This is a genomic window from Arthrobacter sp. SPG23 (assembly GCF_000876655.1).
GTDB lineage: Bacteria > Actinomycetota > Actinomycetes > Actinomycetales > Micrococcaceae > Arthrobacter.
In genome coordinates this window covers 84,984-109,773 of the sequence record NZ_JYCN01000012.1, presented here as the reverse complement: position 1 = coordinate 109,773, position 24,790 = coordinate 84,984, and the positions used below count along the sequence as shown (strand labels likewise).

The following is a 24,790-nucleotide window of genomic DNA, read 5'->3' as shown; positions in this document are numbered from 1 at the left end:
ACCAGGAAGGACCACCATGAGCAACGAAGCCACCGCGGCCGGCATGCCTGAAACCGCCGCCGGGGTCACGACACCCGGGGCCACCGCACCCGGAGACATCGCCTCCTTTATCGACCACACGCTGCTGAAGCCTGAGGCCAGTGAAGCGGAGATCCTCAAGGTCTGTTCCGAGGCCGCCGAGTACCACTTCAAATCCGTCTGCGTGAACCCGGTGTGGGTCAAGACCGTTACCAACGCACTCAAGGGTTCGGGCGTCCTGGCCTGCTCGGTGGTCGGCTTCCCCCTCGGCGCCACTCCCACCGACGTCAAGGCTTTCGAAGCCCGCGGGGCCGTGCTTGACGGCGCCGACGAGGTGGACATGGTGATCAACATTGCGGCAGCCCGCGCCAATGACAAAGGCGCGCTGGTTGATGACATCCGGGCCGTTGCCGAGGCCGTGCACGGCAGCGACGCCATCCTGAAGGTGATCATCGAGACCGCGCTGCTCAGCGATTCCCAGAAAGTCCTCGCCTGCGAGGCAGCAGTGGAAGCCGGAGCGGACTTCGTCAAGACGTCCACGGGCTTCAACGGCGGTGGCGCCACGGTGGAGGACGTGGCCCTGATGCGCCGCACGGTGGGCCCGGATGTCGGCGTCAAGGCTTCCGGCGGGGTGCGTTCGCTGGCCGACGCTCAGGCTATGATTGCTGCAGGTGCAACACGTATTGGCGCCAGCTCCGGAATTGCGATCGTCAAAGGCGAACAGGGTTCGTCCGCGTACTGACCAGGTCCGGAAGCGCCACAGTTTTTGAGCCCTTCGGGGCGTTTTGAGCCCTGCGGGGCCGAGGAGGAATGAATGTCCAAGACCGTTGATAGCCCCAAGACCCCTCAGAACGAGAACAGCCTTGCCGGGAGCATCGCCGTTTTCGTGGTCATGATGGCCCTGTTCCTCGGCTCCATCTATTCGCTGTCCTTCCTGACGCTGGGCAACCCGTGGCCGATGGCCGTGTGCCTGATCCTCTTCGCCGGAGCGTTCTGGATCCCGCAGACCCTCCTGGGCCGTTCGGATTCGGCCGGCGAGCACTGAGCCTTCGAACTTAAAGAGCTGAAGCCCCCGGAACTTCCGGGGGCTTCAGCTCTTTAAGCGGCCGGTGACCGGCTGGCCCGGCACGGCAGCTAGCCCGCGCGGAACAGGCTGCTGACCAGCGTGCTTCCTAGCGCAAGTGCTGCCGGGAAATGGGTTTTGGCCAGAGCCCAGGCCGCGACGCACAACCCCACCATGGCGTAGGCACTGACGGGAATCAGCACGAGCCACTCCCGCCGTGACCCGGCCCGGCCCAGCAGCGGAATGGAAAATGCGCCATTCGCCCGCCACACATCGTTGAGCACGGGCAGTTTTCGCAGGAACCTGGGCGGTTTGATCACGATCGGCCAGAGCAGGGGCACTCCCCCGGTGGTGATCATGTCGCCGACGATGTGCACCACCACCCCGGTCAGCATCGAGACGGGAAGCCAGGTCCATTGGTCCGGCGCGAACCAGGTGACCAGTCCGGCCATGGTCAGGGCGAAGAGCCAGTTGCTGATGAAGCCTGACTTGGGGAAGAGCTTAAGGGCCTTGGCGGCGATGTTGATCATGAACATGCAGAGCAGGCCGGCACCCACTGAGAGCAGGCCCCAGTCCGTGTGCAGCTGGAGCTGGCCGGCGATGGTGGCCAGCAGCACGAAGAAGGCCGCCCCCAGCACGGAGTGCGTGCCCTGCCGGTGGCCGCCGCTGGCATTCTCGATCCCCACGGCGATCACGTTGGACAGTGGCGGCAGCGAATTGGCAACGGTGCTGTGGCGGTGGTCCCAGTCGCACACCAGTGCGGTTCCTGCCGTCGCCATGCCGCCGATCAGGATGCCGGTGGCATCCAGCGGGTACCAGCCCAGGGTGTACGGCCCCGTCGAGGCAATAGCTACCCACGCCGCGGCTCCCGACGCGCGTGGTGTCCTCCCATCATGCGGCTAACCGCTAACTGCCGGAGCGGCGAGTGGGGCGTCGGAGAAGATGTTCCGGATGACGCCGTTGGCCCACTCCAGGATTTCGGCGTCCTGGAGGTCCCGGCCGCCGATCCGGGCGGTCTTGGGCTTGGGGATGAGCACCGCGTCCAGGGCAGGCTTGGACTGCGAGCCCGGGTACATCCGGGCCAGCCGCATGGTTTTCGATTCGGGCAGCTGGGCCGGGGAGAACTTGATGAAGTTTCCCTGCAGGGCGACGTCGGAGAGCCCGGCTTCGCGGGCTCCCACCCGGAAGCGGGCGACGGCGATCAGGTTCTGCGCGGCCAGTGGCGGTTCGCCGTAACGGTCCACGAGTTCGGCCAGGACCTCGTCGATGGCCTCGTTCGTGAGCGCGGAGGCCAGCTTGCGGTAGGCCTCGAGGCGCAGCCGTTCGCCCGGCACATAGTCGTGCGGCAGGTGGGCGTTGACGGGCAGCTCGATCTTCATTTCGGCGGCCTTCTCCTCGGCCTCGCCGCGGAAGTCGGCCACGGCCTCGCCCACGAGGCGGATGTAGAGGTCGAAGCCCACGCCCTGGATGTGGCCGGACTGTTCGCCGCCCAGCAGGTTGCCCGCGCCGCGGATCTCAAGGTCCTTCATGGCCAGCTGCATGCCGGCTCCCAGCTCATTATGGGTTGCCACCGCCTTGAGCCGTTCCAGCGCCACCTCGCCCAGGGGTTTCTCGGAGGGGTACAGGAAGTACGCGTAGGCGCGTTCCCGTCCGCGGCCCACGCGTCCACGCAGCTGGTGGAGCTGGGAGAGGCCGTACTTGTCCGCGCCGTCCACGATCAGGGTATTGGCGTTGGAAATGTCCAGGCCCGTTTCGATGATGGTGGTGCAGACCAGCACGTCAAAGCGCTTCTCCCAGAAGTCCACGATGATCTGCTCGAGGCGGCTCTCGGACATCTGGCCGTGGGCCACCTCCACCCGGGCCTCGGGAACCAGTTCGCGGATTTTCGCCGCGGTCCGTTCGATCGTGGACACGCGGTTGTGCACGAAGAACACCTGACCCTCGCGCATCAGTTCGCGGCGGATTGCGGCGGAGGTCTGCTTGTCGGTGTACGGACCCACATAGGTCAGCACCGGGTGGCGCTCTTCCGGCGGGGTGGCCAGGGTGGACGTTTCCCGGATGCCGGTCAGCGACATCTCCAGGGTGCGCGGAATCGGGGTGGCGCTCATGGCCAGGACATCCACGTTAGTGCGCATCTTCTTGAGCGCTTCCTTGTGTTCGACGCCGAAGCGCTGCTCCTCGTCCACAATCACCAGGCCCAGGTCCTTGAACTCGAAGTCCTTGGACAGGAGCCGGTGTGTTCCGATCACCACGTCCACGGAGCCGTTCTTGACGCCCTCCGCGGTCTCCTTGGCCTCCTTCGATGCCTGGAAGCGGGACAGCGGCTTCACCCGCAGGGGGAATCCGGAGAAACGTTCCGTGAACGTTTCATAGTGTTGCTGGGCCAGCAGGGTGGTGGGCACCAGCACCGCCACCTGCTTGCCGTCCTGGACTGCCTTGAACGCTGCCCGGACGGCGATCTCGGTCTTGCCGTAGCCCACGTCACCCGACACCAGGCGGTCCATGGGGATCTCACGCTCCATGTCCGCCTTGACCTCGTTGATGGTGGTCAGCTGGTCCGGGGTCTCCACGTAAGGGAAGGCTTCTTCCAGCTCACGCTGCCACGGGGTGTCCGGTCCGAAAGCGAAGCCCTTGGACGCCATCCGGGCGGAATACAGCCGGATGAGTTCGCCGGCGATCTCCTTGACTGCCTTGCGCGCCTTGGACTTGGTGCTGGCCCAGTCCGAGCCGCCCATCTTGCTGAGCGCGGGGGTGTCGCCGCCCACATAGCGGGTAACCTGGTCCAGTTGGTCCGTGGGCACAAAGAGCCTGTCCCCCGGAGCACCGCGCTTGGACGGCGCGTATTCCAGGACAAGGTACTCGCGGACACCCTCGCCGCCTCCCGCAACCTTGCGCTGGATCAGTTCCACGAAGCGGCCGATGCCGTGCTGTTCGTGGACCACATGGTCGCCGGCCACCAGCTGCAGCGGATCCACGGCGTTCCGCCGCTTGGACGGCATGCGCCGCATGTCCTTCGTGGAGCCGGCGGACGTGCGGCCCAGCAGGTCCGCCTCCGTCAGCAGGCCAAGTTTCAGCCCGTCCAGGACAAAACCGCGTCCGACGGCGGCAGTGGTCACCTCGATGATGCCGGCCTGCGGCTCGTCGTCGAGCCGGTCCACCCGCGCGCAGGGGATGTTGTTGTCATGGAACAGTTCAGCCAGCCGCTGGGCCGGTCCGGGGCCCTCCGTGGCGACAACAATTCGCCACTGGTCCCGGACGTGCGAGCCGATGAACTCCATCATCTCCGCGACGTCGCCCTGGTAGCCGCGGGGTTCCCGGGCGTGCAGGTTGAGGACGTTGATGTCCGGCGTCAGCTCTTCGTCGGTGGCCAGCGAGGTGATGGACCACCAAGAGACGCCTTGGCCGAGCGCCGAGGTGCGGGTCTCCGTCAGCGAGCGGAAGCTGGCCGAATGCAGGGCAGCCGAGGCTGCTGAGCTCAGGTCAAGGGGCGCCGTGCCGCCGTCCGAGGCGGTAGACCAGGCCGCCTCAAGGAATTCCTCGTTCGTGGCGGCGAGGTCGTGGGCGCGCGTGCGGACCTTTTCCGGCTCGATCACTACGGAGATGGACCCGCCGGGCAGCTGCTCCACAAAGGGAACCATGGCATCCACCAGCACCGGCGCCAGGGACTCCATGCCCTCCACCGCGATGCCGCCGGCGATCTTTTCGAGCATGTCGGCAGCTGCGGGAAGCTGGGTCTTGAGCGTGGCGGCCCTGGACATCACCGAGGGGGTGATCAGGATCTCCCGGCACGGCGGAGCATGCAGCTCGGTGGGGTGGTGCAGGCCGGGCGACGAGAGGGAACGCTGGTCCGCCACGGCGAACCAGCGCATCTGGTCCACCTCGTCGCCGAAGAATTCCACCCGGATCGGGTGGTCCTCGGTGGGCGGGAAGACGTCCAGGATGCCGCCGCGGACGGCGAACTCGCCGCGGTGCGTCACCATGTCCACCCGGGCGTAGGCGGCGTCGGAGAGGCTGCGCACAACGTCGGTGAAGGGGGCATCCTGTCCCACCTTCAGTGTGACGGGCTTGAGGTCGCCCAGGCCCGCCACGATCGGCTGAACCACGGCGCGGACTGGCGCCACCACCACGCGGAGCGGTCCTCCCGAGGCCGTCGCCGGGTGGGCCAGCCGGCGCAGGACGGACAGGCGGCGGCCAACGGTGTCCGAGCGCGGGGACAACCGCTCGTGCGGGAGCGTCTCCCAGCTGGGGAATTCAGCCACGGACCCGGCCGGCAGGAACGCACGCAGCGCCGCGGTGAGGTCCTCCGCTTCGCGGCCGGTGGCGGTGACGGCCAGCACCAGGGGCGCCCCGCCGTCGTCGTGGGTTGCGTCCGGTGACGCGGCATCGCCGGCGTGCAGCGCCGCCAGGCCGTCGGACATCTCGGCCAGCAGCGCAGCGCGCAGCCCGGCCGGTGCGCTGATCTGGTAATCCTCGCTGCGGGTTCCAAAACTCCGGGACGCTTCAGCCTGCACGCGGGCAAACGTTGTGTCTCCGGCGAGCGCGCGGCGAAGGCCTGTGAGTGACGGGCCGGTGAGGCTCATGGCAGAAGCTCCTGAAATGATCACGGGGAAGCAGGCAACACGAAAACCCGAAATTCGCGAGAATCCCGGGTCTTCCCAGCCTACCGCTACCGCGGAGCCTGCGTGCGAACGGTGGTGTCCGCAGGCGTCAGACCGCGGCCCTGGCGCGCTGCAGGAAAGAATCGAGAATGCGGCCGGCGTTCTCGCGGGTGGACACGGGATCCGCGCCGGCCTCCTGCCCGTGCCGGGTTCCCTTCATTGACTCGCCCAGGTACAGCAGGGCGGCCAGGGCTTCTGACAGCTCCACGTCCGCCTCGGCCCGCTGGCGCAGGAGCCGCAGGTGCGCGGCCTGCAGGGCGGGACCCGGCGCGCAGCCGAGGTCCCGGTCCAATATCCTGCGGCACCGCGCATAGGCAGACAGGCCCTCGGCGGGGAGCCCCGACAGTTCGTAGGCTGTCACCAGCACGGTCCAGGCCCGTTCGTTGAGTGGCTCGGACGCCACCGCCGACTCCGCCCAGGGGACAGCTTCCGAAGGCCTGTTGAGCAGGACCGCTGTTTCCGCGGCCCGGACCTGTGCGGCCACTCTTTCGGCGCTGAGCCGGGTTCGGGCTTCGTCGGCCCAGTCGGAGGCCAGTTCCGAACCGAGGAGCGGATCGGCGGATAGCCGCAGGGCCTCCGTCAGGAGGGCATAGGCGTCCCGGGGAGCTGCCTGGCAGGCATCCCGCACCAGCCGGCGGAATGTCCACAGGTCCAGGTCCACCAGCGCCGGGTCCAGGACATAGCCGCCGTTGGCGGTCCGGAGCGGGCCGTTCCTGGTGTTCCCCGGCTGGATCGCCCGCCGGATGCCGCACACGTAGCTCTCCAGCGTCGCAGTTGTTCCGCCGCCGGCGCTGGAACCCCACAGAATTTCTATGATCCGGCTTTTGGATACAGGGCTGCCCAAATTCAGCAGCAGGATTTCCAGAATGTGCCGGGGTTTGCATCCGCCCATGTCGGCTGCGGCCAGCATCGCCCCATTGCGCCGGATTTCAAACATTCCGAACAATCGAACAGATATCGATGTTGATAATTCAGGAGTTGTCCCCACGATGTTCTCCATTTTCCCCATGTCAACGCCCCATGCGTCTTCCGGCGGGACCAGGCAACGGTGCGTTGTTGCTGGTCCGGCCTTCCAAATCCACGGTGACACGCTGGATATGGCCCCACAAAGCGTTCCAAATACCTGTCTTTCCGCGAAAGGAAAAGACGCGTAGCTCCCTGGCTGCGCCGGGTATCCCGGCCTCCACAAACAGGAGTACCCGACATGTCCTAGCAAGTAATGGGAGTGACTGGAGTGATGCCTGAGTGAGTAGCACGCGCAGGTGATAAGGAGTGAAGAATTTACAGTCAAAGGCAGGCCCCGGATGATCCGGAGCCTGCCTTTGGTTGGTGACCGGGCGCGGGTGCTAGCCGACCGCCCTGTTGCTCATCCGGTAGAGGAAGGCTGCCATCTGGTCGCGGTTGATCTTCTCGCCGGCACGGTAGCTGGCCGTGTTGTTAGCCTCCGGCCAGCCGTTGGAGATGCCCTGATCGGCAAGCCACGCAATTTCCTTGTAGAACGTGTGGCTGGTAGGAACATCAATGAACGGAGACACCGCCGGCGGCGTGTAGTCGGTAGTGCCGCTCATCCGGTAGAGGAAGGCCGCCATCTGGTCACGGTTGATGGTATCCGCCGGACGGAACGTCGCCGTGTTGTTGGCGCCTGGCCACCCCTGGGAGATGCCCTGATCGGCAAGCCACGAGATTTCCTTGTAGAAAGTGTGGCTGGTGGGCACGTCCGTGAAGGGCGAGACCGCAGGTGCCGTGTAGTCGGTGGTGCCACTCATCCGATAGAGGAAGGCCGCCATCTGGTCACGGTTCACGTTGGCCCACGGCCGGTAGGTGAACGTACCGTCCGCTTCAGGCCAGCCCTCGGAAATCCGGCGTTCGGCCAGCCACGCGATTTCCCGATAGAACGGGTGGTTCGTCGCCACGTCGGCAAACGGTGAGACCGCCGGCGGAACATAGGCCGGTACGCGGGGCGTCACCTCATTGGAAGCCGCCGACAGCGGGCTTTCGCCGGCTGAATTGACCGCCCGGACCTGGAAGTTGTAAGCGGTACCGTTGCTCAGTCCGGTGACCTGATGGCTGGTTGCACTGCCCGGAACCCCGTCGATGGTCCTGACCACCGTGGTGCCGGTGCGCACCACAATGCTGAACGAGTCAGCGGGGAACCCGCCTGCCGGTGCCGTGAAGGCCACCGTCGCCGAGGTGTCTCCCTCCACTGCCGTCCCGATCAGCGGAGCGGCCGGAGCCTGGATGACAGCCGGAACGAGGTTCACGGTCTGGTCGGTGAACCGCAACTGTTCAACGTTGGTGATCCGGTCCGTGCCGTCGCTCCCGGTGCCGCCGGTGTGGGCCACGGTGGTGACTCCCCCAACGGTGCTGATCTGGTACTCATTCCGGGCTCCGGAGAATACTGCGGTGTCGACGTCGGCTGCGCCAGGGCTGGCAAGGATTTCCCGGACAATCTTCACGTTGCCGGGGTCGATGGTCCCGGCCATGATGTCCGCCTGGAGTTCGGTCAGCGATGTGGCCGTCCTGATCTCGGTGCCGCCCGGTCCGTCCAGGACGCTGAGCCGGACGTTGAGCCACTTGTCGCCGTCGATGATGTCGTCGGCGCCGTTGCCCCAGATCTGGTCGCTGCCGGAGCCGCCGATGATGATGTTGCCGGCTCCGAAGGTGGTTGCGCCCGCAGGCAGCAGGGCCGCCAGGCCGCTGATCCGGGCGATACCGGCCGCGTCCAGTTCGTTGGTCAGCCCTTGGACGTTGACTTCGGTGTTGGGTACGGACGGCACCTCGTCGTCGCCGCGGAGCACGTCGTCCTTGTCCCAGCCGGAGAGGGCCTCGACCAGGAGGAAACGGTCCTTGAGCGCGTTCGGCCCGTCGACGATGATCTGTCGCATGTCCGAATCGGCGGCTTCGACCGACCGTGCGTGTGTCACCCAGTCGAACCCGAACACTCCGTGGTTGCGTTCGATGCCCGGGCCGGCGACCATCACGTCGTCGCCGCCTTCGGCATCGTAGTCGTCTTCGCCGGAATCGCCGATCAGGACGTCATGGCCGGGAGCGTTGATGTCGTCGAAGAACGGTGCGCCGCTGTCGCCCTGCAGCAGGTCGTTGGAGTTGCCGCCTTCCTGCCAGTCGTCCCCGCCGCCACCGAACACCGTGTCCGGTCCGTCGCCGGCGAGAACCAGGTCGTTGCCTTCGCCGGCGAACGTCTCGTTGCCGTTGAGGCCGCCGTTGGAGAAGTCGTCGCCTTCTCCGGACATGATGATGTCCAGGCCGGGGCCGGCGTCGATTGCGTCGTTTCCGTTGCCGCCCTTGAGCACGTCATCGCCGTGCGAGTCCGTGATCCGGTCGTTTCCGTCGCCACCGAGCACTGTGTCGGCGCCGTCGTTGCCTTCGATGATGTCGTTGCCGTCATTGCCCCAGAACGTATCGTTGTCGATGCCGCCCCAGACCCGGTCACCGAGGGCGGTGCCGTTGAAGGTGGACTGGGCGTTCAGGCCCGGACGGTCCACGGTGTTGCTGACGCGGTACCGGATGGTGCCGTCCGACATCCGCATCAGGAGCGCGGATTCGTCGCAGGCGGAGGCCGGGTCGTCGGCAACCGAGTTTCCGGAACTGGCCGTGATGCGGCCAAGCTCGAACTCGCAGTCCGCCACGCCGAACACGTCAGCCTTCAGGGCTTCCGCATCGGTGTTGCGCATGATCAGCTCCGCCAGCGAGTTGCCTTCCAGCTGGGTGCGGAGGTTCAGGCCCGAGGTACGGGAGAGGTAGTACAACCGGTCCCCGTCCTGCAGGTCCGTCATCTGGCGCTCGAAGATGTAGTTGAACGTTGAGCCCAGGAGGCCGCCAAAGAGGTTCTGGCGTTCCGCGAGGCCTCCCACCCAGAGGTCGACGTTGTCCAGGCCGGTGGGCTGCGAGGCCCAGGCTCCGGCGCTGTTGACGAAGTCGTAGGAGTCCGTGGGAGTGGCAGGGTCAGCGGTGTCCATATCGAACAGCCGCTGGGCCGCTGCACGCTTGTCCGTGATGGACACTGCCGCGGTGATCGTCGGATGCGTGCCGTAGGCAGCCATGAAGTTGACCACGGAATCCGGGTGCTTCAGGTTCTGGCCGAGATCCACCCAGCTGGTGTAGGGCTTCAGTGAGGACTCGCCGGTCTGTGCGTACAGCTGGGTACGGAACTTGTTCAGGGACGGGATGCCGGTATCCCGCCCCCGGGCGAGGTTCAGCGATGCAAGGTCCAGAGGCAGGCCAAGCACATTGTTCCGCAGGGTGTCAGTGACGAACTCGTCGAGTTCAGCACCCACCTGGTCTGTCATGCCCATGGCGATGGCGCCGGCCGCCTGCTTGGGCGTCAGCGTGCCAGCCGTGCTTTCGTAGTACGCCGGCGGGTTGAGGAATGCGTCCAGCAGCGGCATCCCGATGTCCGTGCCGTCGTTCATCTTGCGATCCACGGTTTCGGTGAGCATAGAGTGGCCGAACCGGTACGTGGCATGGGCGAACTCCGCCTTGATGGCGGGGTCGATCCCGGTGTCCGACTGCGTGAAGACGTTGAAGCCGTTGATCCCGGGCTGGATCTTGCGGGCAAAGTCCTCGAACACGATGTGCTGGTACTGCATCTCGGTCACGTAGCGTGCCGCCTGGAACAGCCGTTCACCATTCCATTGCCCGTTGGGAAGCTTCCACTCATTGAGGTCAAGGTTCTGTGAAGTAAGAAGCTCCTCCATGTAGCCCACCAGGCGGTTGTGCTCGGAGTGGAACACCTGGTGGATCGCTGTCAGGCCGATGTTCTCGTTGACCCGGCCGTCACCGGCGACGAAGTGCTTGTCCAGCATTTCGTCGTCGTACCGGCCGGCCGGCCGGGGCTCGTTGACGCCGTTGATGTCCGCGTCGTCGTCCGGCTGCAGCGGTGCCCCGGTCTGGGAGTTGAAGGGTGCCGCGTTGTGGCCGATGTCATCCAGGAAGGCGATGCCGATCCGTTCCACGTTGGCAGGGGGAGCCACCGGGGCGGCCAGGTTCCCTTCCACGCGTCCGGTGGCCGTTTCGTACTGCGGGAGTCCGTTCGGGCCGCGCAGGAACCGGCCGTACTGGTCGGTAGCCAGCTTGGGGATGTCTGCCACGTCGACGTCCGACAGTTCAAGCCCAAGCATTGTCCGGGCCTGTTCCTTGAGGCGGGCCCACGTTGCCATGCCGCCTGGTTCACCCTCGATGAGCTCGCCCGTAGACACGGGATCGCCGTTTTCGTTCAGGGTGTATTCGCGCAGGAATACCTGATGGGACGAATGCGAGGCGTAGGTCTGGCTCTGGTCCACCCACGGAGAGTCCGTGTTGGTGGCGTCCTGCTCATCGTCGGCTGTTCCCAGGACACCGTCAGGACCGGGCTGGTTCTCGGCCCGGTTGAGAAGCATGAAGTTGGTCCGGCCGCCCGGAACATACAGCGGATCGTCCGGTGACAGCGGCATCATGACGTAGTTTTTGGTCTTCTTGGTGAAATCAATGCCGTGGTCGAAGAACTGGCCAAAGAGCGCGAACATGCCGTTATACGGCGGGGACAGGCCGAAGTCCGTGGTGACGTTGGGAATGTCGAGGGTCTCCCCCTCGGGCACGCAGTTTTCCGGGAGGCCGTTGCCGTCGCAGGGAACTGCCGTGGGGCCGTCGTTTACGGTGCGGTGGGCTTTGCCGGCTGCGGCCACAGCCGCGGGGTTGGTGACGGTCTGGTCCACAATGACGTTGCTGACGAAGCGCGGGCCGTTATCGGTGACGTTGGCGTTGACGGACTCATAGCTCTGTCCGCCGGACGACGTACGCCATTCCGGGTCCGACAACCGCGGGAACTCACGGCTGGCGGAGCCGTAGCCGCTTTGGCCGGCCACCAGGTTGTTGTCGGTGCCGTCAACGGTCCGCAGGCCGTACGGCAGCAACGGACTGGCCACCTGGTTCGGGCCGTCGCCCAGCAGCGGCTGGCCGGGAACGTCATTCCCCTGTGCGTCCTCTTTGGTGGCGTTGTTTTCGGCAATTTTGATCTGTTTGAGAATGAACCGCATATCGCCGGCATTAAGCGTGAATCCCTGGCCCGTCGGAGCCGCGGAAACCGCCGGTGCCAGAACCGAGGGGACAACCCCCGCCCCGATCAAAAGGGCCAGCGCACCGGCGGTGACTTTGCGGGTCACGCCGGCCGCCGGGCCCTGCGGATGGGGCTTACCGTCCCCCTTTCGGGACTTGCGATGTTTAGCCATGACTTTTCCTCCATCGAGTTCCTACCGGCTCCCCCCTCAACGTGGTCGCTCGGTTCCCTGAATGGCCCCAGCATTGATGACCGGCCTTTGGAAAAACTTGGATTGCTAAGCTGGCTGTGCACCGACGCACTCCGCTTTCGTTCCAAGGAGATCCACATGAACGGCATCCCGAAAACCGTGCTTGTCACCGGTGCCACCGGTTATATCGGCGGCCGGCTGGTCCCCCGCCTCCTCGAAGCCGGGCACACGGTGAAAGTCGTGGTCCGGACACCGGCGAAGATCGCCGGCGTCCCATGGCTGGAAAAGGTGGAGGTCATCCAGGGCAGCCTCGACGACAGCGACATGCTCCGGGGGGCGCTGGACGGCGTCGACGTGCTCTACTACCTGGTCCACTCAATGGCCACCGGCGCCGGCTTCGAAGCCAAAGAGAAGGCCATGGCGGAAACCGCCGCGAAGGCGGCAGAGGACGCCGGGGTGGAGAGAATCGTCTACCTTGGCGGCCTGCACCCGGAAGGCGCGGAACTCTCAACGCACATGCGCTCGCGCGAAGCCGTGGGCAAGGTCTTCCTCGCGAGTCCGGTGGACGCAGTGGTGTTCCAGGCGGGAGTGGTGATCGGATCCGGGTCGGCGTCCTTCGAGATGATCCGGCACCTCTCAGAGACCCTCCCCCTCATGCCCGCGCCGAGCTGGGTGCGGAACCGGATCGAAGCGATCGCCGTCCGGGACGTGCTGTACTACCTCGTTGCCGCAGCGTCCTTGGAAGGGCACATTAACCGCACCTTCGACATCGGGTGCCGGCAGGTCCTCACCTACGCGGGCATGATGAAGGAGTACGCCGCCGAGGCCGGCCTGCCCTACCGCGTGGTGCTTGCTTTGCCCATTCCCGCACCGAAACTGGCCGGCATGTGGGTGGCACTGACTACGCCCATCCCCCTGTCCATGTCGCTGCCGCTCGTCGAATCGCTCCAGCACGACGCCGTGGCGCGCGAGCACGACATCGACGACTACATTCCGCTGCCTGAGGGCGGCCTGACACCGTACCGGCGCGCCGTGGCCCTCGCCCTGGGCAAGGAACGCGACGCCCAGGTGGAGACGACCTGGGCCAGCGCCGGTGCGGACGCCGACCCGCTCCCCAGCGACCCGGATTGGGCCGGGCACCGGGTGTACGTCGACGAGCGAAGCTACTCCAGCCCGGTGGACCCGAAACACGTCTGGACCATCATCGAAGGCATCGGCGGCCGCAACGGCTGGTATTCGCTGCCACTGGCATGGAGCGTGCGCGGCTGGCTGGATAAGCTCACGGGCGGTGCGGGGCTGGCGCGCGGCCGGCGGCACCCGCACCTGCTTGCCGAGGGCGAGGTAGTGGACTGGTGGCGGGTCGAACGGATCGACCGCGGCCGCCTGCTCCGGCTGCGCGCCGAGATGCGGGCGCCCGGCCGGGCATGGCTGGAGCTGTCGGTGGAACCGGAAGGCGGCGGCAGCCGCTACCGGCAGCGGGCCATCTTCTTCCCGAAGGGCCTCAGCGGCAAGCTGTACTGGCTCGCCGTGCTGCCGTTTCATAGCGTCATTTTCCCCGCCATGTCACACAACATCACTGCCGCCGCGCAAAAGCTGGCCGAAGCCGAATCGGAGTCTGCAGGGTCCACCACATAGGATGTGGGAGGCAAAAAACCGATGCCCCCATACCCCCAACCCACATGGAGGAACAATGGCACTGAGTGCTTCCACCACCCTGCCGCACAGCGTTGACCGCGTAACGGCTGTGTTCGCCAATGAGGACTTCCAGCGTCACACCAGTGAACTGGTGGGCGGAACCCTTGAATCGTTCAAGGTCGACGGCGATGTTGCCGGCGCTTTCAGCACCACCTCGGTGCGCACGCTGCCCACTACCCGTTTGCCGGAAATTGCCCGCAAATTCGTGGGCGAAAGCCTCACCGTCACCCAGCTCGAGACCTGGGAGGCCCCTGCCGCCGACGGCTCACGGCAGAGCAACATCAGCCTGAAGATCGCAGGCGCCCCGCTGGACGTCACCGCGGTACAGCGGCTGGTGGCCGAGGGCGGCAGCACCCGCGTTGAGCTTGAAGGCAACGTCACATCCTCGGTCCCGTTCCTGGGCGGCAAGATTGCCGATGCTGCCGAGCCCATGGTGGGCAAGGCCCTGAATATCCAGTCACAGCAGGCGCAGGCCTGGCTGGAAAGCCACTAACGCCGTGCAGCTTCCCGTTGCCCTGGCCTGGGTCCTGATCGTTGCCGGTGTCTGGTCCCTGGTGGTCTGGCCCCAGTTCCTCAAGCGGGTCATGAAGGACCCGCGCGCCCGTGACGCGGCCGGCAAAGCTACCCGGTTCCTCACGGTCCACGTGGTCCTGGTGTCCATCTCGATGGTCCTCGGCGCCGCTACGGCAGCGATCGGCATCGCCGGAATGATCGGTTAGCCGACCACTCGAGTAGCAGCCGCGGCAAATGGAGTAGGAGGGGGCCTAAATGAGGTGGAGGACACGCTGTTATCTGAATGTGATAAGCCGTAAATTCCTGATATGGACGCGAACGATATGGAACGGGTTTGGCACGGAAGCCACCGTAAAATCGACCGCAGAAACTGGTCGTTGTATTTCGCACTCACCCTATTGGGGCTTATCGCGTGGGTAATAGTTGTTTTTCCCCACTAATATTCGAATTTTCGGCACCATAACCAGAACTCCGGCGGGTCCCCACCTGTCGGAGTTCTATTTTCTGCGGCGGCCGGTCAACGCTTCCTGCGGAATTACCGGACGAAGTCGGAATAGCCGGCAATGATCGTGAGTGCGGTGAGCACCACGAGGGCTACAACGCAGAAAATTTCCGCCCTGTGAATCCTGTGCTGCGTCTGCCGCCATTCAGTTTCGTCCTGGATATCAACCATATATAGACGCTACTGGCCCTGCCTCCACGCCACTAGAGTAGTCACTACTTGTCTTTATCCCCATTGCGGCGCGCTCTTCACATCAAGCTCACCATGCCATAAAGTAGCCATAAGATCGGCGATCGGCTCAGCGACGTTTGTCTCAGGATTGAAGTACGTCCTCAGGATTGAACTACGTCCCAGGAGAGCTGAGAACAGTGGCCGCTGAAGGTTTTTCAAATACCCGTTTCCTGACCGTTTCCGAGGTCGCAGAGGTCATGCGGCTGTCACGGATGACCGTGTACCGCCTCGTCAAGGCGCACGACCTCCCTGCAGTGCGTTTTGGCCGCTCGTACAGGGTCCCCGAGCACGCCATCGAAGACTACGTCCAGCACCATTCCACGCTCGCGGACGACGAGCATCCGGAGGCCGGCAAGACCTAGCGGCTGGTGGCTACGGCCTGCCGCAGCGCGTCCTCGGCAGCCACCCACGCCAGCATGGCGCACTTGACCCTGGCCGGGTACTTTGCCACTCCCGCCAGGGCCGCCGCATCACCCAGGATTTCCTCGTCCGGCTCCAGCCGGCCCCGCGACCGCATGAGCTCCCGGAAATGGTCGATCATTTCGCTGAGCTCGTCCGGCGACGCCCCCTCGGACAGCTCGCTCAATATGGAAGCCGAGGCCATGGAAATGGCGCAGCCGTCACCGTGCCAGCGGATTCCTTTCACTGACGGCGGGTTTCCGGCAGCCTCCAGTTCCAGGCGCAGCGTAATTTCGTCGCCACAGACCGGATTGAGCTGATGGCACTGCCCCACTCCCGCCTGGTCAGGCATGGCCGTGGCTTCATCAGGAGTAAGGTCGGACCCGCTGCGCGCTTTTGCGTGCTCCAGGATCAGTTGCTGGTACATCGCATCCAGGGTGCTCATTTGGATGCCCCCGCGCCCGCGACACCGAAGTAGGGCCTGACCTGGGCCACGGCCTCCAGCAGGAGGTCCACTTCGTCGGTGGTGTTGTACAAGTACGTGCTCGCCCGCGTGGTGGCGGTCAGGCCCAGCCGACGGTGGAGCGGCTGGGCGCAATGGTGACCCACCCGGACCGCGATACCCATACTGTCCAGGTACTGCCCGACGTCGTGCGCGTGCACGCCGGCAACGTCGAAGGCGGCCAGGCCGAGCCGTTCCACGCCTGCCCCGGGCCCCACGACGCGGACTCCGTCGATGGCGCTCAGCCCGGTGACCAGCCGCTGGCCCAAGGACGCTTCCCAGCCGGCGATGCGTTCCATGCCGGTTTCGCGCAGGTAGCTGGCGGCGGCAGCGAGCGCCACCGCCTGCGAGATGGGCTGGGTGCCGGCCTCGAACCGCTGGGGCGCCGGAAGGTATTCGGCCTTTTCCATCGTCACAGTGGTGATCATGGAGCCCCCGGTCAGGAACGGAGGCATGGCGTTCAACAATTCCCGCCGCCCGTATACGCCGCCAATCCCCGTGGGCGCCAGCATCTTGTGCCCGGAGAAAACAGCAAAGTCCACGTCCAGCGCCTTAAAGTCCAGGGGCAGGTGCGGCACTGACTGGCAGGCGTCCAGCACAACGAGGGCACCTGCCTCCCGGGCCAGACCGACGAGCTCGGACACCGGATTGATGGTTCCGAGGACGTTCGACGCGTGGGTGAACGCCAGGACTTTGGTGCGCCCGGTGACCAGCCGCGCCGCCTCCTCAAGCCGCAACGCGCCGTCGTCGTCGACGGGGATGAACTTCAAGGTGGCACCCGTGCGCCGGCAGAGCTCCTGCCAGGGAATCAGGTTCGCGTGGTGTTCCATCTCGGTGACCAGAACCTCGTCGCCCGGGCCGAGGGCGAAGCGGGCGGCGTCACCCCGGACTGCGCCGACGCTTGCGTTCGAGAACGCGTACGCGAGGAGGTTGAGTCCGGCGGTGGCATTGGCCGTCCAGACCAGCTCGTCCTCCGCCACGCCTACGAATCCCGCCACGGTGGCCCGGGCGTCTTCGAAGGCGTCGGTGGCCTGGACGGCAAGGTGGTGGGCACCGCGGTGCACCGCGGCATTCCTCCGTTCGTAGAACTCCTGTTCAGCCTCGAGCACGCTTCTGGGGTTCTGTGATGTGGCACCGGAATCCAGGTAGACGAGGGGCCGGCCGTTGACTTCCTGGTCCAGGACGGGGAAGTCGTTGCGGATCCGCAGCACTTCGACATCACTTAGCCCGACCTGGGTGTCTGCGGTAGCGGGAGTGGATACCATGACCAAACTGGAGCTCCTTGATAGGCAAGACCTGCCGGCGGCTCTCCGCTACGGGCAGGCACACCGCTTGCGTCCGCGGTGCTACTCCTCAATTGTCCCACTATTGCCCGGCGCCGGTTCCGCCCGCGTTGTCAGTGCCCGGTGTTGTCACTGCCCGGTGTTGTCCAGGCTATTCCAGAGTTCAGCCAGTTCCTGGCGGCGGGATACCCCCAGCTTGCCGTAGATCCGCTGCAGATGGGCGTTCACGGTGTTGACGGCGATCCCGAGTTCCAACGCCACGCGTGCGCTCCCCATGCCGGTGACAACAAGCACCGCCACTTCACGCTCCCGCTGGGAGAGCTTGGCCGCATCAGCAGCCGGTCCGTTCCTGCCGGACGGGGCGCGGTGGCCGGCGCGCGTCCGGCGCGCCGGTTCGCTGTCCGGCCCATCGGACAGCCAGTCCTGCGTGCCGCCGGGCTCCGGCCCGCTGTTCCCGTCACTTGACCACCGCCAGTCCGGCGGCCCGTCTGCCGTTTGTTCAAATACCGCCCCTTCCGGCCTTGCCGCGGCTCCAAGGTTCAGCAGTTCACGTGCCCTGCGGCCCCTGCCGCCTCCTGTTGCCATGGCCGGCTTTCGGGGCGTCCGCTGGGGCGGACCGGCTGCACCGGTAACGGCCGGACGCGCCACCGAGGCGTAGGTTTCAGCCAGTCTGGCCGCGACGCCGCCGTCCGCTGCCCGGCCGTCCGCTGCCTGGTGGTCCGCCGACCGTTCCTCCGCCCGGTCGTCAGCGGGGGCATAGCCGGGGCCCCGCAGCTGCGCCAGGTCCCAGGACAGCCACTCCGCCGTGGCCTGCGCGCCCAGGGTGAGTGCCAGCAGGTCGTCAGGGTCCCCGGTGGTCCCGGCGGCCGCGCCCCCGGACGTGCGCTCGTCGGCGCTCCCGGCAGCCCGCCGGCAAAACATCATGGCCCGGAAGAGCTGCAGCGGTCCGCCCGGGTAAGTCATCCATTTGTTCCGCCCGTGGAGTTTGTCCGACCTCCCGGCATCGGGGCCCTCCCCCATCCGAGTCAGGTTGGAGGCATGGATGGTCAGCACGGTGGAGTGGAAGTCGACGCTGCACCGCGGCAGGCGCTCCACGGCGTTAAGCGCCCGGGTGGAAAGCTCGACGGCGTCCGCGGACTTCCCGCGCGCGGAAAGGCCCTGTGAGGCCAGCGCCAGAAGCAGGATGCCTGCGTGGGTACCCGGCGAGTCCTCAGGACCCGGACCGCCGTCGTCGCAGAAGCCGGGCGGGCAAAGCCGGCGGAAGAGCTCCCCGTCGGGGCTGGGCCAGTTTCCCTCCCGCGATTCCAGATAGAGCTGGAGGACGTCCAGCTCATCCTGGACGGCATTCTGGTATGTCTCGGCGGCCGTATCGCCTACGGAGGCGGCGGCCGCCATGGTCAGCCGCCGCCTTGCACCGTCCACTACGGATTCAAGTGTGCTGCGGCCCGGATTCATGGGTATGAGTGCTTGGAGGAGCAGTCCGACTGCCCTGGCGAACTCGATGCTTAGCACTGCCGGGGTGGTCTCCACGACGCCTCGCAGAACCTCGGCGCTCCGGCCGTACTGGTGGGAATGGAACAGCGCCCGTGCCGCTTCCGTCTGCGCCATCAGCTGGAGTTCCGGTGCCTTGACCGATTCGGCTGCCTTCAGGGCGCGGTCGCTGTCATAGAGATTGTTTGCGATGGTTGCCACGGCCAGGAGGTCCAGGTCCGCCACCGCGGTGCCGGCATCCAGCGCGGCATCAACCCGCCGAAAGAGATCCCACAGCGGTTCCTCCCCCGCCCGCCCGGAGGCGCCGTGCCCCCAGCCGCGCAGGTGCACTTCGGTGTGCAGGTCCAGCGGCCCTGCACCGCCCGGATAATGCCGCGCGGCGATGGCCTCGACCTCGTGGTTCAGGGTGACGTCGGCCCCGCCGTCGCTCCTGATTTGGAGCCGGATGACGTTGCGCCGTTCCAGAGCGGCCAGGGCGTCCGGCGGCACGGCCCGGGCGAGGCCTGACAGCGGAGCCGGATCTGCGGCGGCCAGGAAGTCAACCACCTGGCGCTGCACTGCCGGAAGTCCTTCGATCCGCCTGCGGGCAAGGTCGAACTGGCGCACTTCCACCGGCTCAAGCGGCCGGACCAGGGTACAGGCGCCGTCCCGCTCCGCAATCCGGCCGTCGGCCAACGCTTCGTCCACCAGCCAACTGGCCGTTAGCGCATTGGCGCCCGAGGCGGCGTGGATGTCGCGCACCAGTGCGTGGCCGGGCCGGGCGGGGAGCCGGTGCTCGAGGAACGTCCGGAGCTGGTCCGGTGTCAGCTCCTCCATTGTCACGATGGACAGTTGCCGGGCCACCACAGATTCCATCAGCTCCATCTGCAGCTGCCGGTCGGAGCGGTGGCTCGCCAGCATCCTGATGTCCGGTTCTGCGAGGAGCTGGTTCAGGACCCACAGCGATGTTCCGTCCAGGTGGTCAACGTTGTCCAGGACCACCAGGATTCCGTTCGCCCCCGGGTCCTGGCTGCGGAGTGCATCACGGCATGCCCGGACGATGTTCAGGGGTGACACTTTGGCATTCGCGGGCAACGCCGGAGCCAGCACGCTGCCGATGCCGAACTTCATCCGGCGGCAGGACCGGGGAATGCTGTGCACCATGACGGTGAGCTGTCCGGAGAGCTCCTCCGCCGCAGCGGCAAGGAGCATGGTCCGGCCCGAGCCGGCAGCGCCCGTAACGATGACGCCGGAACTCTCCGAACCGCAGAGCGCACTGATGGCGGCCCGCAGTTCGGCCTCACGAATGACCGGGGGGAAAGATGAATTTCCTGCCCTAACGTTCATGGTTGCGTCGCTTCCTTAGCCGCGGAGCGTGGAGTTCCGGACCGCCCCCAACCATGCCGGCATTAGCACCTCCTACGCTACCTAGCTACCCCTCGCGCTGGCGTGAGTAGTGACTACTCGAAAATGCCGGACCGTTGCTCACAGGCCCGTTCAGGCTACTCACAGGCATCCGTGTAAAGTGGAGCGGGTGTTAACGGTCTCTACGGGTCTCGTGACGGTCCCGCTGGCTGCTTCTGGGGAGTAAGCGGCTCAGCTGATTTCACTATCAGCATCGATTCTGGGCGCGGCCACTGCTGCGCCGATCTGGCGGTCATGACCCGTGCTTGGCGTGCCCTCTTTGGGCCCCTGCCATCCCTGTTAATGTCCCCAACAGATATGTATCCCAAAAAATGAAACACATGACCACGCCCATCATGGCTGTGTTGATCCTCCTCATCGGAGTATTGACCGCAGGCTGCGCCGCCCAATCGGCGCCCGGCCCGTCGGCCTCTGCCAGCCCTTCGTCAGCCAGCGCACAAGCATCGCAGGTAACGCCGAAGGCATCACCCAGTTCGACGCCGGCTGCCGCCCCTGTCGAGGAACCTGCGCCCGCCGCGGCTTCCGCACCCGAACCTGCCGTCGCGGCCCCCGCACCGCTGGCGGTAGCCGCAGCTGAGCCCGTAGCAGCTGCGCCCGCAGCCGCTCCGTCAGCCAGCAAGTACCCGCTGCACACCAACGTCGTGAGCACCACTTTCTGGGTAGGCGAAATCTTCAACGCCAACCTTGCAGACGGTTCCCAGGTCTGCTCGACGTACAACGGCCAGTGGGCTTTCAAGCACACCGGCGTCAACGCGGGCACTACTTCCGCCACCGCTTCCGGCTGCCCCGGCAGCATCTACGGCGGGTGCGATGGTGTGAGCTCCGGCTCGGGAAGCTCGTTCACCTGCGCCACGGAAGCACGCGATGCCTCCAACGGGTACTTCCCCAAGAACCAGCCCGCGCCGCTTGAGAACCCGTTCTACCTTGACCTGCCTTACGACGACGTCAATGACAGCGTCGCGTTCCAGCAGCGCTGCCAGGTCATCCCCTGGGCCGCCGCGGACAACGCCGCCACGGGAGTCGACCACTGCGCGGACGGCAGCTATTCGTACATGAAGAACCGGTGGGTCCAGATGACCGGTCCGAACGGCAACGTGTGCTACGGACAGATTGAGGACGCCGGTCCTTCCAGCGGGTCCGAGTACCATGACGCGAACTACGTCTTTGGTGCCGCCGACGCGCGCCCCGCAAACACCGATTTCTCCGCCGACGGCACGCAGGGCGCAGGAATGGATGTTTCCCCTGCCCTGAACGGCTGCCTCGGCTTCGCAGAACTGGACGGCAGTGGCGATCACGTCTCGTGGAGGTTTGTTGACCGCGCAAATGTTCCCGCCGGGCCGTGGCTGAACGTCGAAACCACCTCGGGTGTCAGCTGGTAAAAAGCAGCACGCGTCTGTAAGCAGAACCCCTGTAAGCAGAAACCCTGTAAGCAGAAACCCTGAACGCAGGAACCCTGTACGAAGAAACGCCCCTTCCGCGACCACAGTGTCCGGCGGAAGGGGCGTTTCTGCACTATCGGGTGATGCCGGCACCCGCCGTTGCCTCTTCCAGCTCAAGGCCTTCACCCTGGATGCGCCGCATCGGGCTGACCCACACGCCCGATGAGGCCGCGGAGAAGGCCCGGGGCAGCACCATGAGGCAGATGACGGAGTCGAGGATGCGCATGAGCGGGAAGAAAGGAGCCATCAGCAGGATGCCCGGACGGCGAAGGGCCAGAGCCGCGATCACGGTGAGCAGGAAGTCCGGAATGAGGACACCCAGGAGGACGTCCTGCGGACGCATGAGTCCGGACAGGTAGAGGAACGACTCGCCGTTGTCACCGAAGGCCTGGAGTTGCATGGACGCCACCAGCGAGAGCAGGAAGACCGGGATCAACAACACGAAGAACAGGCAGCTAACAACGAGTTCGATGATGTAGAAGACCAGCACAAACCAGAACTTACCGGCCTGCAGGCGGTGCCGCCGGACCGTCTGCCAGAAGCCCAGGATCCAACGCCGGACCTGCCTGGTGTAGTCCTGCAGGTTGTCCGGATCCTGGGTGTAGGCCACAGCGGCCGAGGGGTGGAACGCGATCCGTCCGAGTTTCTTGGCATGGATCTCAAAGGTCATGTTGAAGTCCTCGATGACCAGCCCCGGCGCCAGCACCTTGATTTTCGCGAGGGCGCTTGTCCGGTACATGCTGGCGAAGCCCGGCACGATCGAGACGACGTTGGCGCCCCTGGCCGCCTGGCCGTATTTCAGCAGCAGCTGCACCACGATGTACAGGCGTTCCCGATAGGCCACCAGGAATCGGCCCAGCACCGTGGGTGCCGGCGGCGTCATGATGGACTTTGCCCTGCCGGCCACGGCCACCACGGAGGGATCAAGGAAGAGCGGCAGCCCGGTCTCCAGGTAATCCGCGGTGGGCCGGGTGTCCGCGTCAAGCAGCATCACTACTTTGAACTTCCGGCACAGCTCGAAATAGGCGATCCCCGCGGCCAGTGCGCCGGCTTTCCCCCTGTTGGGTTCGAGATCCAGGACTTTGACCCCGGCGGCGCGGGCAATCGCTGAGGTGTCGTCGGTGGACATGTCCGAGATCACGTGGATGTTCCTGATCGGCACCAGTGCCGAGGCGGCCCGGATAGTCTCCCTGATGACCAGGGCTTCGTTGTGCGCAGCTATGAGCACGGCAACATTTGCGGGCAGTATCCTGGGGTCCCTGGCCCGGTGGCGGCCATGCTCGCGCTGGATCTGACCCCGGTGTGCCCGCGGCGCCGGCAACGTGTGGGCGCCATGGACGCCATGGCCGATCCGGTTGGCCATCGGCCAGCGCTGCAGGAGCCCGAGCATACGCCCGCTGAGTGGCGGGCCCAGCGTGATCCGGCGGGTGTACTGCTCATTGGCCAGTCGCAACAAGCCTACGAATGACCAGAAGATCGTACTAATTCCAAGGACAAGGACGATGTATACGGCTATCACAGCGACGGCGCTCCAATCGTGTCGTACATGGCATAGTCATCCGTGATGAGCGTGCCATTCCTGAAGAGGTTCAGCCCGAAGCTGATCGCGGTTGCGCCGGAGGGCAACGCGGGGGTGGTGAAGCTCGCCTGCGTATAGGAACCGGCGGCAGCGAACCACGGACTTGATGTCCAGTACACCCAGGTTCCGGCAGAATTCCGGTAGTAGACGGCGAACTGGGTCACCGTCGTCGAGGTGTACCAGGCGCGGAGCGAATACGTGTGGCCGGCGACCGCCGGCGGTGCGCATGAACCGGAGTCCAGTGTCTGCAGGAGTTTAGCGTCGCCGTCGACGTAGTTGGTCATCACCAGGCGTTCTGCCTTTGTCCCGGTCCTGGCGGTTGAGACGGTACTGAAGGAGGCCGTATTGGAGCCGTACCCTGCTGTTTGCCAGCATTGCGGCGTTGTGCCTGTTCCCGCGGTTTCAAGGCTGGCGTTCTGCACCAGGTTCGTACCGGCGGGCGGTGGCGGAGGCGGAGGCGTGGACGATGCGGTGTCGGTCATTTCGTAGTCGTCCGTGGTCAGCGTCCCGTTACTGAAGAGGTTAAGCCCGAAGCTGATACCGCTGGCCCCGGAAGGCAGGGCGGGGGTTGTCCAGCTGGCTCTTTGGAATGTCGTGGCGGGTCCGAACCACGGGCTCGAAGTCCAGTAGACCCAGTACCCGAGCCCTGTCCGGTAGTAGAGCGCGAACTGGGTGTTGGCGGTGGACTTGTACCAAGCGCCTAAGTTGTATGTGTGCCCGGGCGTTGCCGCCGGCGAACATCCGCCGAGGTCCAGGGACGGCAGCAATCTAGCATCGCCGTTGACGTAGCCTGACACCACCAGGCGCTCTGCCACAGATCCGGTCCGGCCGGGACTCACCGTTGTGAATGTCCGTGTATTCGTGCCGTAGCCGGCCGCCTGCCAGCATTGGGGCACACCGCTAACGAGCGTCTCGAGGCTGGGATTCTTTACCAGGTTGCCGCTCGAAGGCGGCGGCGGCAGTGCCGGGCCGGAGACAACAGGCTTTACAGTTCCCCCGATCACCTGGTCCACCGTCTTGACCGTTGTTGTGGCCGGCCGGGTCTTCAGCCAGGATGCGAACTGAGTGAAGAGCGTGGGACTAATGGTCAGCGGACCGGGTGTAGACGAGATGTGGTGGAAGGTGAATTGAACCCACCCGCCGACGCTTTCGGCCCTGGTCACGCTATTTTGGAAATCAGCCAGGGTCCACGGGCTGTCCACCTGGTCCAAAGCCGCTGTGCGGAACGGATTCAGCGGTGGAACGGTTTCCGCCCAGGCGCACCCCGAGCAGCCAAAGCGGGACTGAATGTCGCCCAGCGCACGTGCGCTGTTATAGCCACAGTCTCTTACGGTCGTCTGGGCCGCACTATTAACTGCGCTGAACGGATAGGCAAAGCTGGTGACACGGAAGCCCCAATTGGTCAGGTTGACCCGGTCGTTGCATACCTGGCGGGTGACCTCGTCGGAGGGCAGGGTGGTGAGATCAGCATGGGTCACGGTGTGTCCGCCGATCTCGTGACCGTTGGCTGCGAGGGCCTGAAGATCCGAGACCGCCATGTAGCCGGCATTGTTGATATTTCCAGAAGGAATGAAGAACGTTCCGTCCAGACCGTAAGTGTTCATGATCTGGGCCGCAGCCAACTGGTCGGCATTGCCGTCGTCGAACGTCAACGACACAACGGTGGGTGCCGCAGCCTGCGCCGGTAATGCCTGCGCAGCCAAGCCGGTCAAGGCCAGGGCCACAATGCCCGCTGCCGTCACAGCCTTCCGCGTCCGCCTCCCGATCCCCT

Annotated in this window: 16 protein-coding genes and 1 pseudogene; 7 read left to right on the top strand and 10 right to left on the bottom strand. The window is 65.5% G+C overall.

Annotated elements, in window-relative coordinates; translation table 11 throughout:
- The first annotated feature begins 16 nt into the window (after nucleotides 1-16).
- Together deoC and TV39_RS05840 are read left to right on the top strand one after the other, a co-directional pair.
- Nucleotides 17-760 carry a deoxyribose-phosphate aldolase gene (deoC, locus tag TV39_RS05845; protein WP_442853486.1) on the top strand — a complete coding sequence of 248 codons (744 nt, stop codon included), beginning with the start codon at nucleotides 17-19 and terminating at the stop codon, nucleotides 758-760.
- 72 nt (nucleotides 761-832) lie between these two features.
- Entirely contained in the window at nucleotides 833-1,063 is a 231-nt protein-coding gene (locus TV39_RS05840; RefSeq protein WP_043479557.1) for a hypothetical protein, read from the top strand.
- Nucleotides 1,064-1,152: 89 nt separating this feature from the next.
- On the opposite strand, the pseudogene TV39_RS05835 reads toward TV39_RS05840, so the two are convergent.
- The 4 genes and pseudogenes from TV39_RS05835 to TV39_RS05820 form a co-directional block, all read right to left on the bottom strand.
- A pseudogene (locus TV39_RS05835) lies at nucleotides 1,153-1,976 on the bottom strand (metal-dependent hydrolase).
- A gap of 4 nt (nucleotides 1,977-1,980) precedes the next feature.
- Complete coding sequence (gene mfd / locus TV39_RS05830) at nucleotides 1,981-5,661, bottom strand: transcription-repair coupling factor (RefSeq protein ID WP_043479552.1); 3,681 nt, start codon at nucleotides 5,659-5,661, stop codon at nucleotides 1,981-1,983.
- Nucleotides 5,662-5,788: 127 nt separating this feature from the next.
- A complete protein-coding gene (locus TV39_RS05825; RefSeq protein WP_052500507.1) occupies nucleotides 5,789-6,676 on the bottom strand; it encodes an AfsR/SARP family transcriptional regulator in 888 nt (295 codons plus the stop codon).
- A gap of 409 nt (nucleotides 6,677-7,085) precedes the next feature.
- A complete protein-coding gene (locus tag TV39_RS05820) occupies nucleotides 7,086-11,963 on the bottom strand; it encodes a peroxidase family protein (protein WP_043479549.1) in 4,878 nt (1,625 codons plus the stop codon).
- 156 nt (nucleotides 11,964-12,119) lie between these two features.
- On the opposite strand from TV39_RS05820, the gene TV39_RS05815 reads away from it, so the two are divergent.
- Genes TV39_RS05815 through TV39_RS05805 form a run of 3 tightly spaced genes read left to right on the top strand, consistent with a single transcriptional unit; the run spans nucleotide 12,120 to nucleotide 14,395 of the window.
- Entirely contained in the window at nucleotides 12,120-13,616 is a 1,497-nt protein-coding gene (locus TV39_RS05815; protein WP_144406331.1) for an SDR family oxidoreductase, read from the top strand.
- Between the two features lie 55 nt (nucleotides 13,617-13,671).
- Nucleotides 13,672-14,169: a DUF2505 domain-containing protein gene (locus TV39_RS05810; protein WP_043479547.1), complete on the top strand. Its 498-nt coding sequence runs from the start codon at nucleotides 13,672-13,674 to the stop codon at nucleotides 14,167-14,169.
- A 4-nt stretch (nucleotides 14,170-14,173) separates the two neighbouring features.
- Nucleotides 14,174-14,395 carry an SCO4848 family membrane protein gene (locus TV39_RS05805; protein ID WP_043479544.1) on the top strand — a complete coding sequence of 74 codons (222 nt, stop codon included), beginning with the start codon at nucleotides 14,174-14,176 and terminating at the stop codon, nucleotides 14,393-14,395.
- Nucleotides 14,396-14,724: 329 nt separating this feature from the next.
- Here the strand turns inward: TV39_RS05805 and TV39_RS22225 are convergent, their stop codons facing one another.
- On the bottom strand, nucleotides 14,725-14,862 hold the full coding sequence (locus TV39_RS22225; RefSeq protein ID WP_160292483.1) for a hypothetical protein: 138 nt from the start codon (nucleotides 14,860-14,862) through the stop codon (nucleotides 14,725-14,727).
- A gap of 197 nt (nucleotides 14,863-15,059) precedes the next feature.
- On the opposite strand from TV39_RS22225, the gene TV39_RS05800 reads away from it, so the two are divergent.
- Nucleotides 15,060-15,284 (top strand): helix-turn-helix domain-containing protein, encoded by a 225-nt coding sequence (locus TV39_RS05800; RefSeq protein ID WP_011691098.1) that lies wholly within the window; start codon nucleotides 15,060-15,062, stop codon nucleotides 15,282-15,284.
- Here the strand turns inward: TV39_RS05800 and sufU are convergent.
- The 3 genes from sufU to TV39_RS05785 form a co-directional block, all read right to left on the bottom strand.
- Entirely contained in the window at nucleotides 15,281-15,766 is a 486-nt protein-coding gene (gene sufU / locus TV39_RS05795) for a Fe-S cluster assembly sulfur transfer protein SufU (RefSeq protein ID WP_043479541.1), read from the bottom strand. The genes TV39_RS05800 and sufU overlap by 4 nt on opposite strands.
- Nucleotides 15,763-17,094, bottom strand: coding sequence for a SufS family cysteine desulfurase (locus tag TV39_RS05790; protein WP_043479538.1), 1,332 nt, complete (start codon nucleotides 17,092-17,094; stop codon nucleotides 15,763-15,765). Before TV39_RS05790 ends, sufU begins: the two co-directional genes overlap by 4 nt.
- 141 nt (nucleotides 17,095-17,235) lie before the next feature.
- A complete protein-coding gene (locus TV39_RS05785; protein WP_043479536.1) occupies nucleotides 17,236-19,923 on the bottom strand; it encodes a LuxR C-terminal-related transcriptional regulator in 2,688 nt (895 codons plus the stop codon).
- Nucleotides 19,924-20,321: 398 nt separating this feature from the next.
- Here TV39_RS05785 and TV39_RS05780 point away from each other — a divergent pair, with 398 nt between their 5' ends.
- Complete coding sequence (locus TV39_RS05780; protein WP_235347291.1) at nucleotides 20,322-21,380, top strand: hypothetical protein; 1,059 nt, start codon at nucleotides 20,322-20,324, stop codon at nucleotides 21,378-21,380.
- A gap of 133 nt (nucleotides 21,381-21,513) precedes the next feature.
- Here the strand turns inward: TV39_RS05780 and TV39_RS05775 are convergent, their stop codons facing one another.
- Together TV39_RS05775 and TV39_RS05770 are read right to left on the bottom strand one after the other, a co-directional pair.
- The gene (locus TV39_RS05775; RefSeq protein WP_043479531.1) at nucleotides 21,514-22,959 is read right to left on the bottom strand and encodes a glycosyltransferase family 2 protein; all 1,446 of its coding nucleotides are present in this window, start codon (nucleotides 22,957-22,959) and stop codon (nucleotides 21,514-21,516) included.
- Nucleotides 22,956-24,761, bottom strand: a complete 1,806-nt coding sequence (locus TV39_RS05770; protein WP_235347290.1) for a polysaccharide deacetylase family protein — start codon at nucleotides 24,759-24,761, stop codon at nucleotides 22,956-22,958. The genes TV39_RS05775 and TV39_RS05770 overlap by 4 nt, the downstream gene beginning before the upstream one ends.
- Nucleotides 24,762-24,790: the final 29 nt, after the last annotated feature.

Coding starts and splice junctions, on each gene's coding strand:
- TV39_RS05810 (WP_043479547.1), top strand. CDS start 13,672: ATGGCACTGAGTGCTTCCACCACCCTGCCGCACAGCGTTGACCGCGTA.
- TV39_RS05815 (WP_144406331.1), top strand. CDS start 12,120: ATGAACGGCATCCCGAAAACCGTGCTTGTCACCGGTGCCACCGGTTAT.
- TV39_RS05785 (WP_043479536.1), bottom strand. CDS start 19,923: ATGAACGTTAGGGCAGGAAATTCATCTTTCCCCCCGGTCATTCGTGAG.
- deoC (WP_442853486.1), top strand. CDS start 17: ATGAGCAACGAAGCCACCGCGGCCGGCATGCCTGAAACCGCCGCCGGG.
- sufU (WP_043479541.1), bottom strand. CDS start 15,766: ATGAGCACCCTGGATGCGATGTACCAGCAACTGATCCTGGAGCACGCA.
- mfd (WP_043479552.1), bottom strand. CDS start 5,661: ATGAGCCTCACCGGCCCGTCACTCACAGGCCTTCGCCGCGCGCTCGCC.
- TV39_RS05820 (WP_043479549.1), bottom strand. CDS start 11,963: ATGGCTAAACATCGCAAGTCCCGAAAGGGGGACGGTAAGCCCCATCCG.
- TV39_RS05840 (WP_043479557.1), top strand. CDS start 833: ATGTCCAAGACCGTTGATAGCCCCAAGACCCCTCAGAACGAGAACAGC.
- TV39_RS05825 (WP_052500507.1), bottom strand. CDS start 6,676: ATGTTTGAAATCCGGCGCAATGGGGCGATGCTGGCCGCAGCCGACATG.
- TV39_RS22225 (WP_160292483.1), bottom strand. CDS start 14,862: ATGGTTGATATCCAGGACGAAACTGAATGGCGGCAGACGCAGCACAGG.
- TV39_RS05780 (WP_235347291.1), top strand. CDS start 20,322: ATGACCACGCCCATCATGGCTGTGTTGATCCTCCTCATCGGAGTATTG.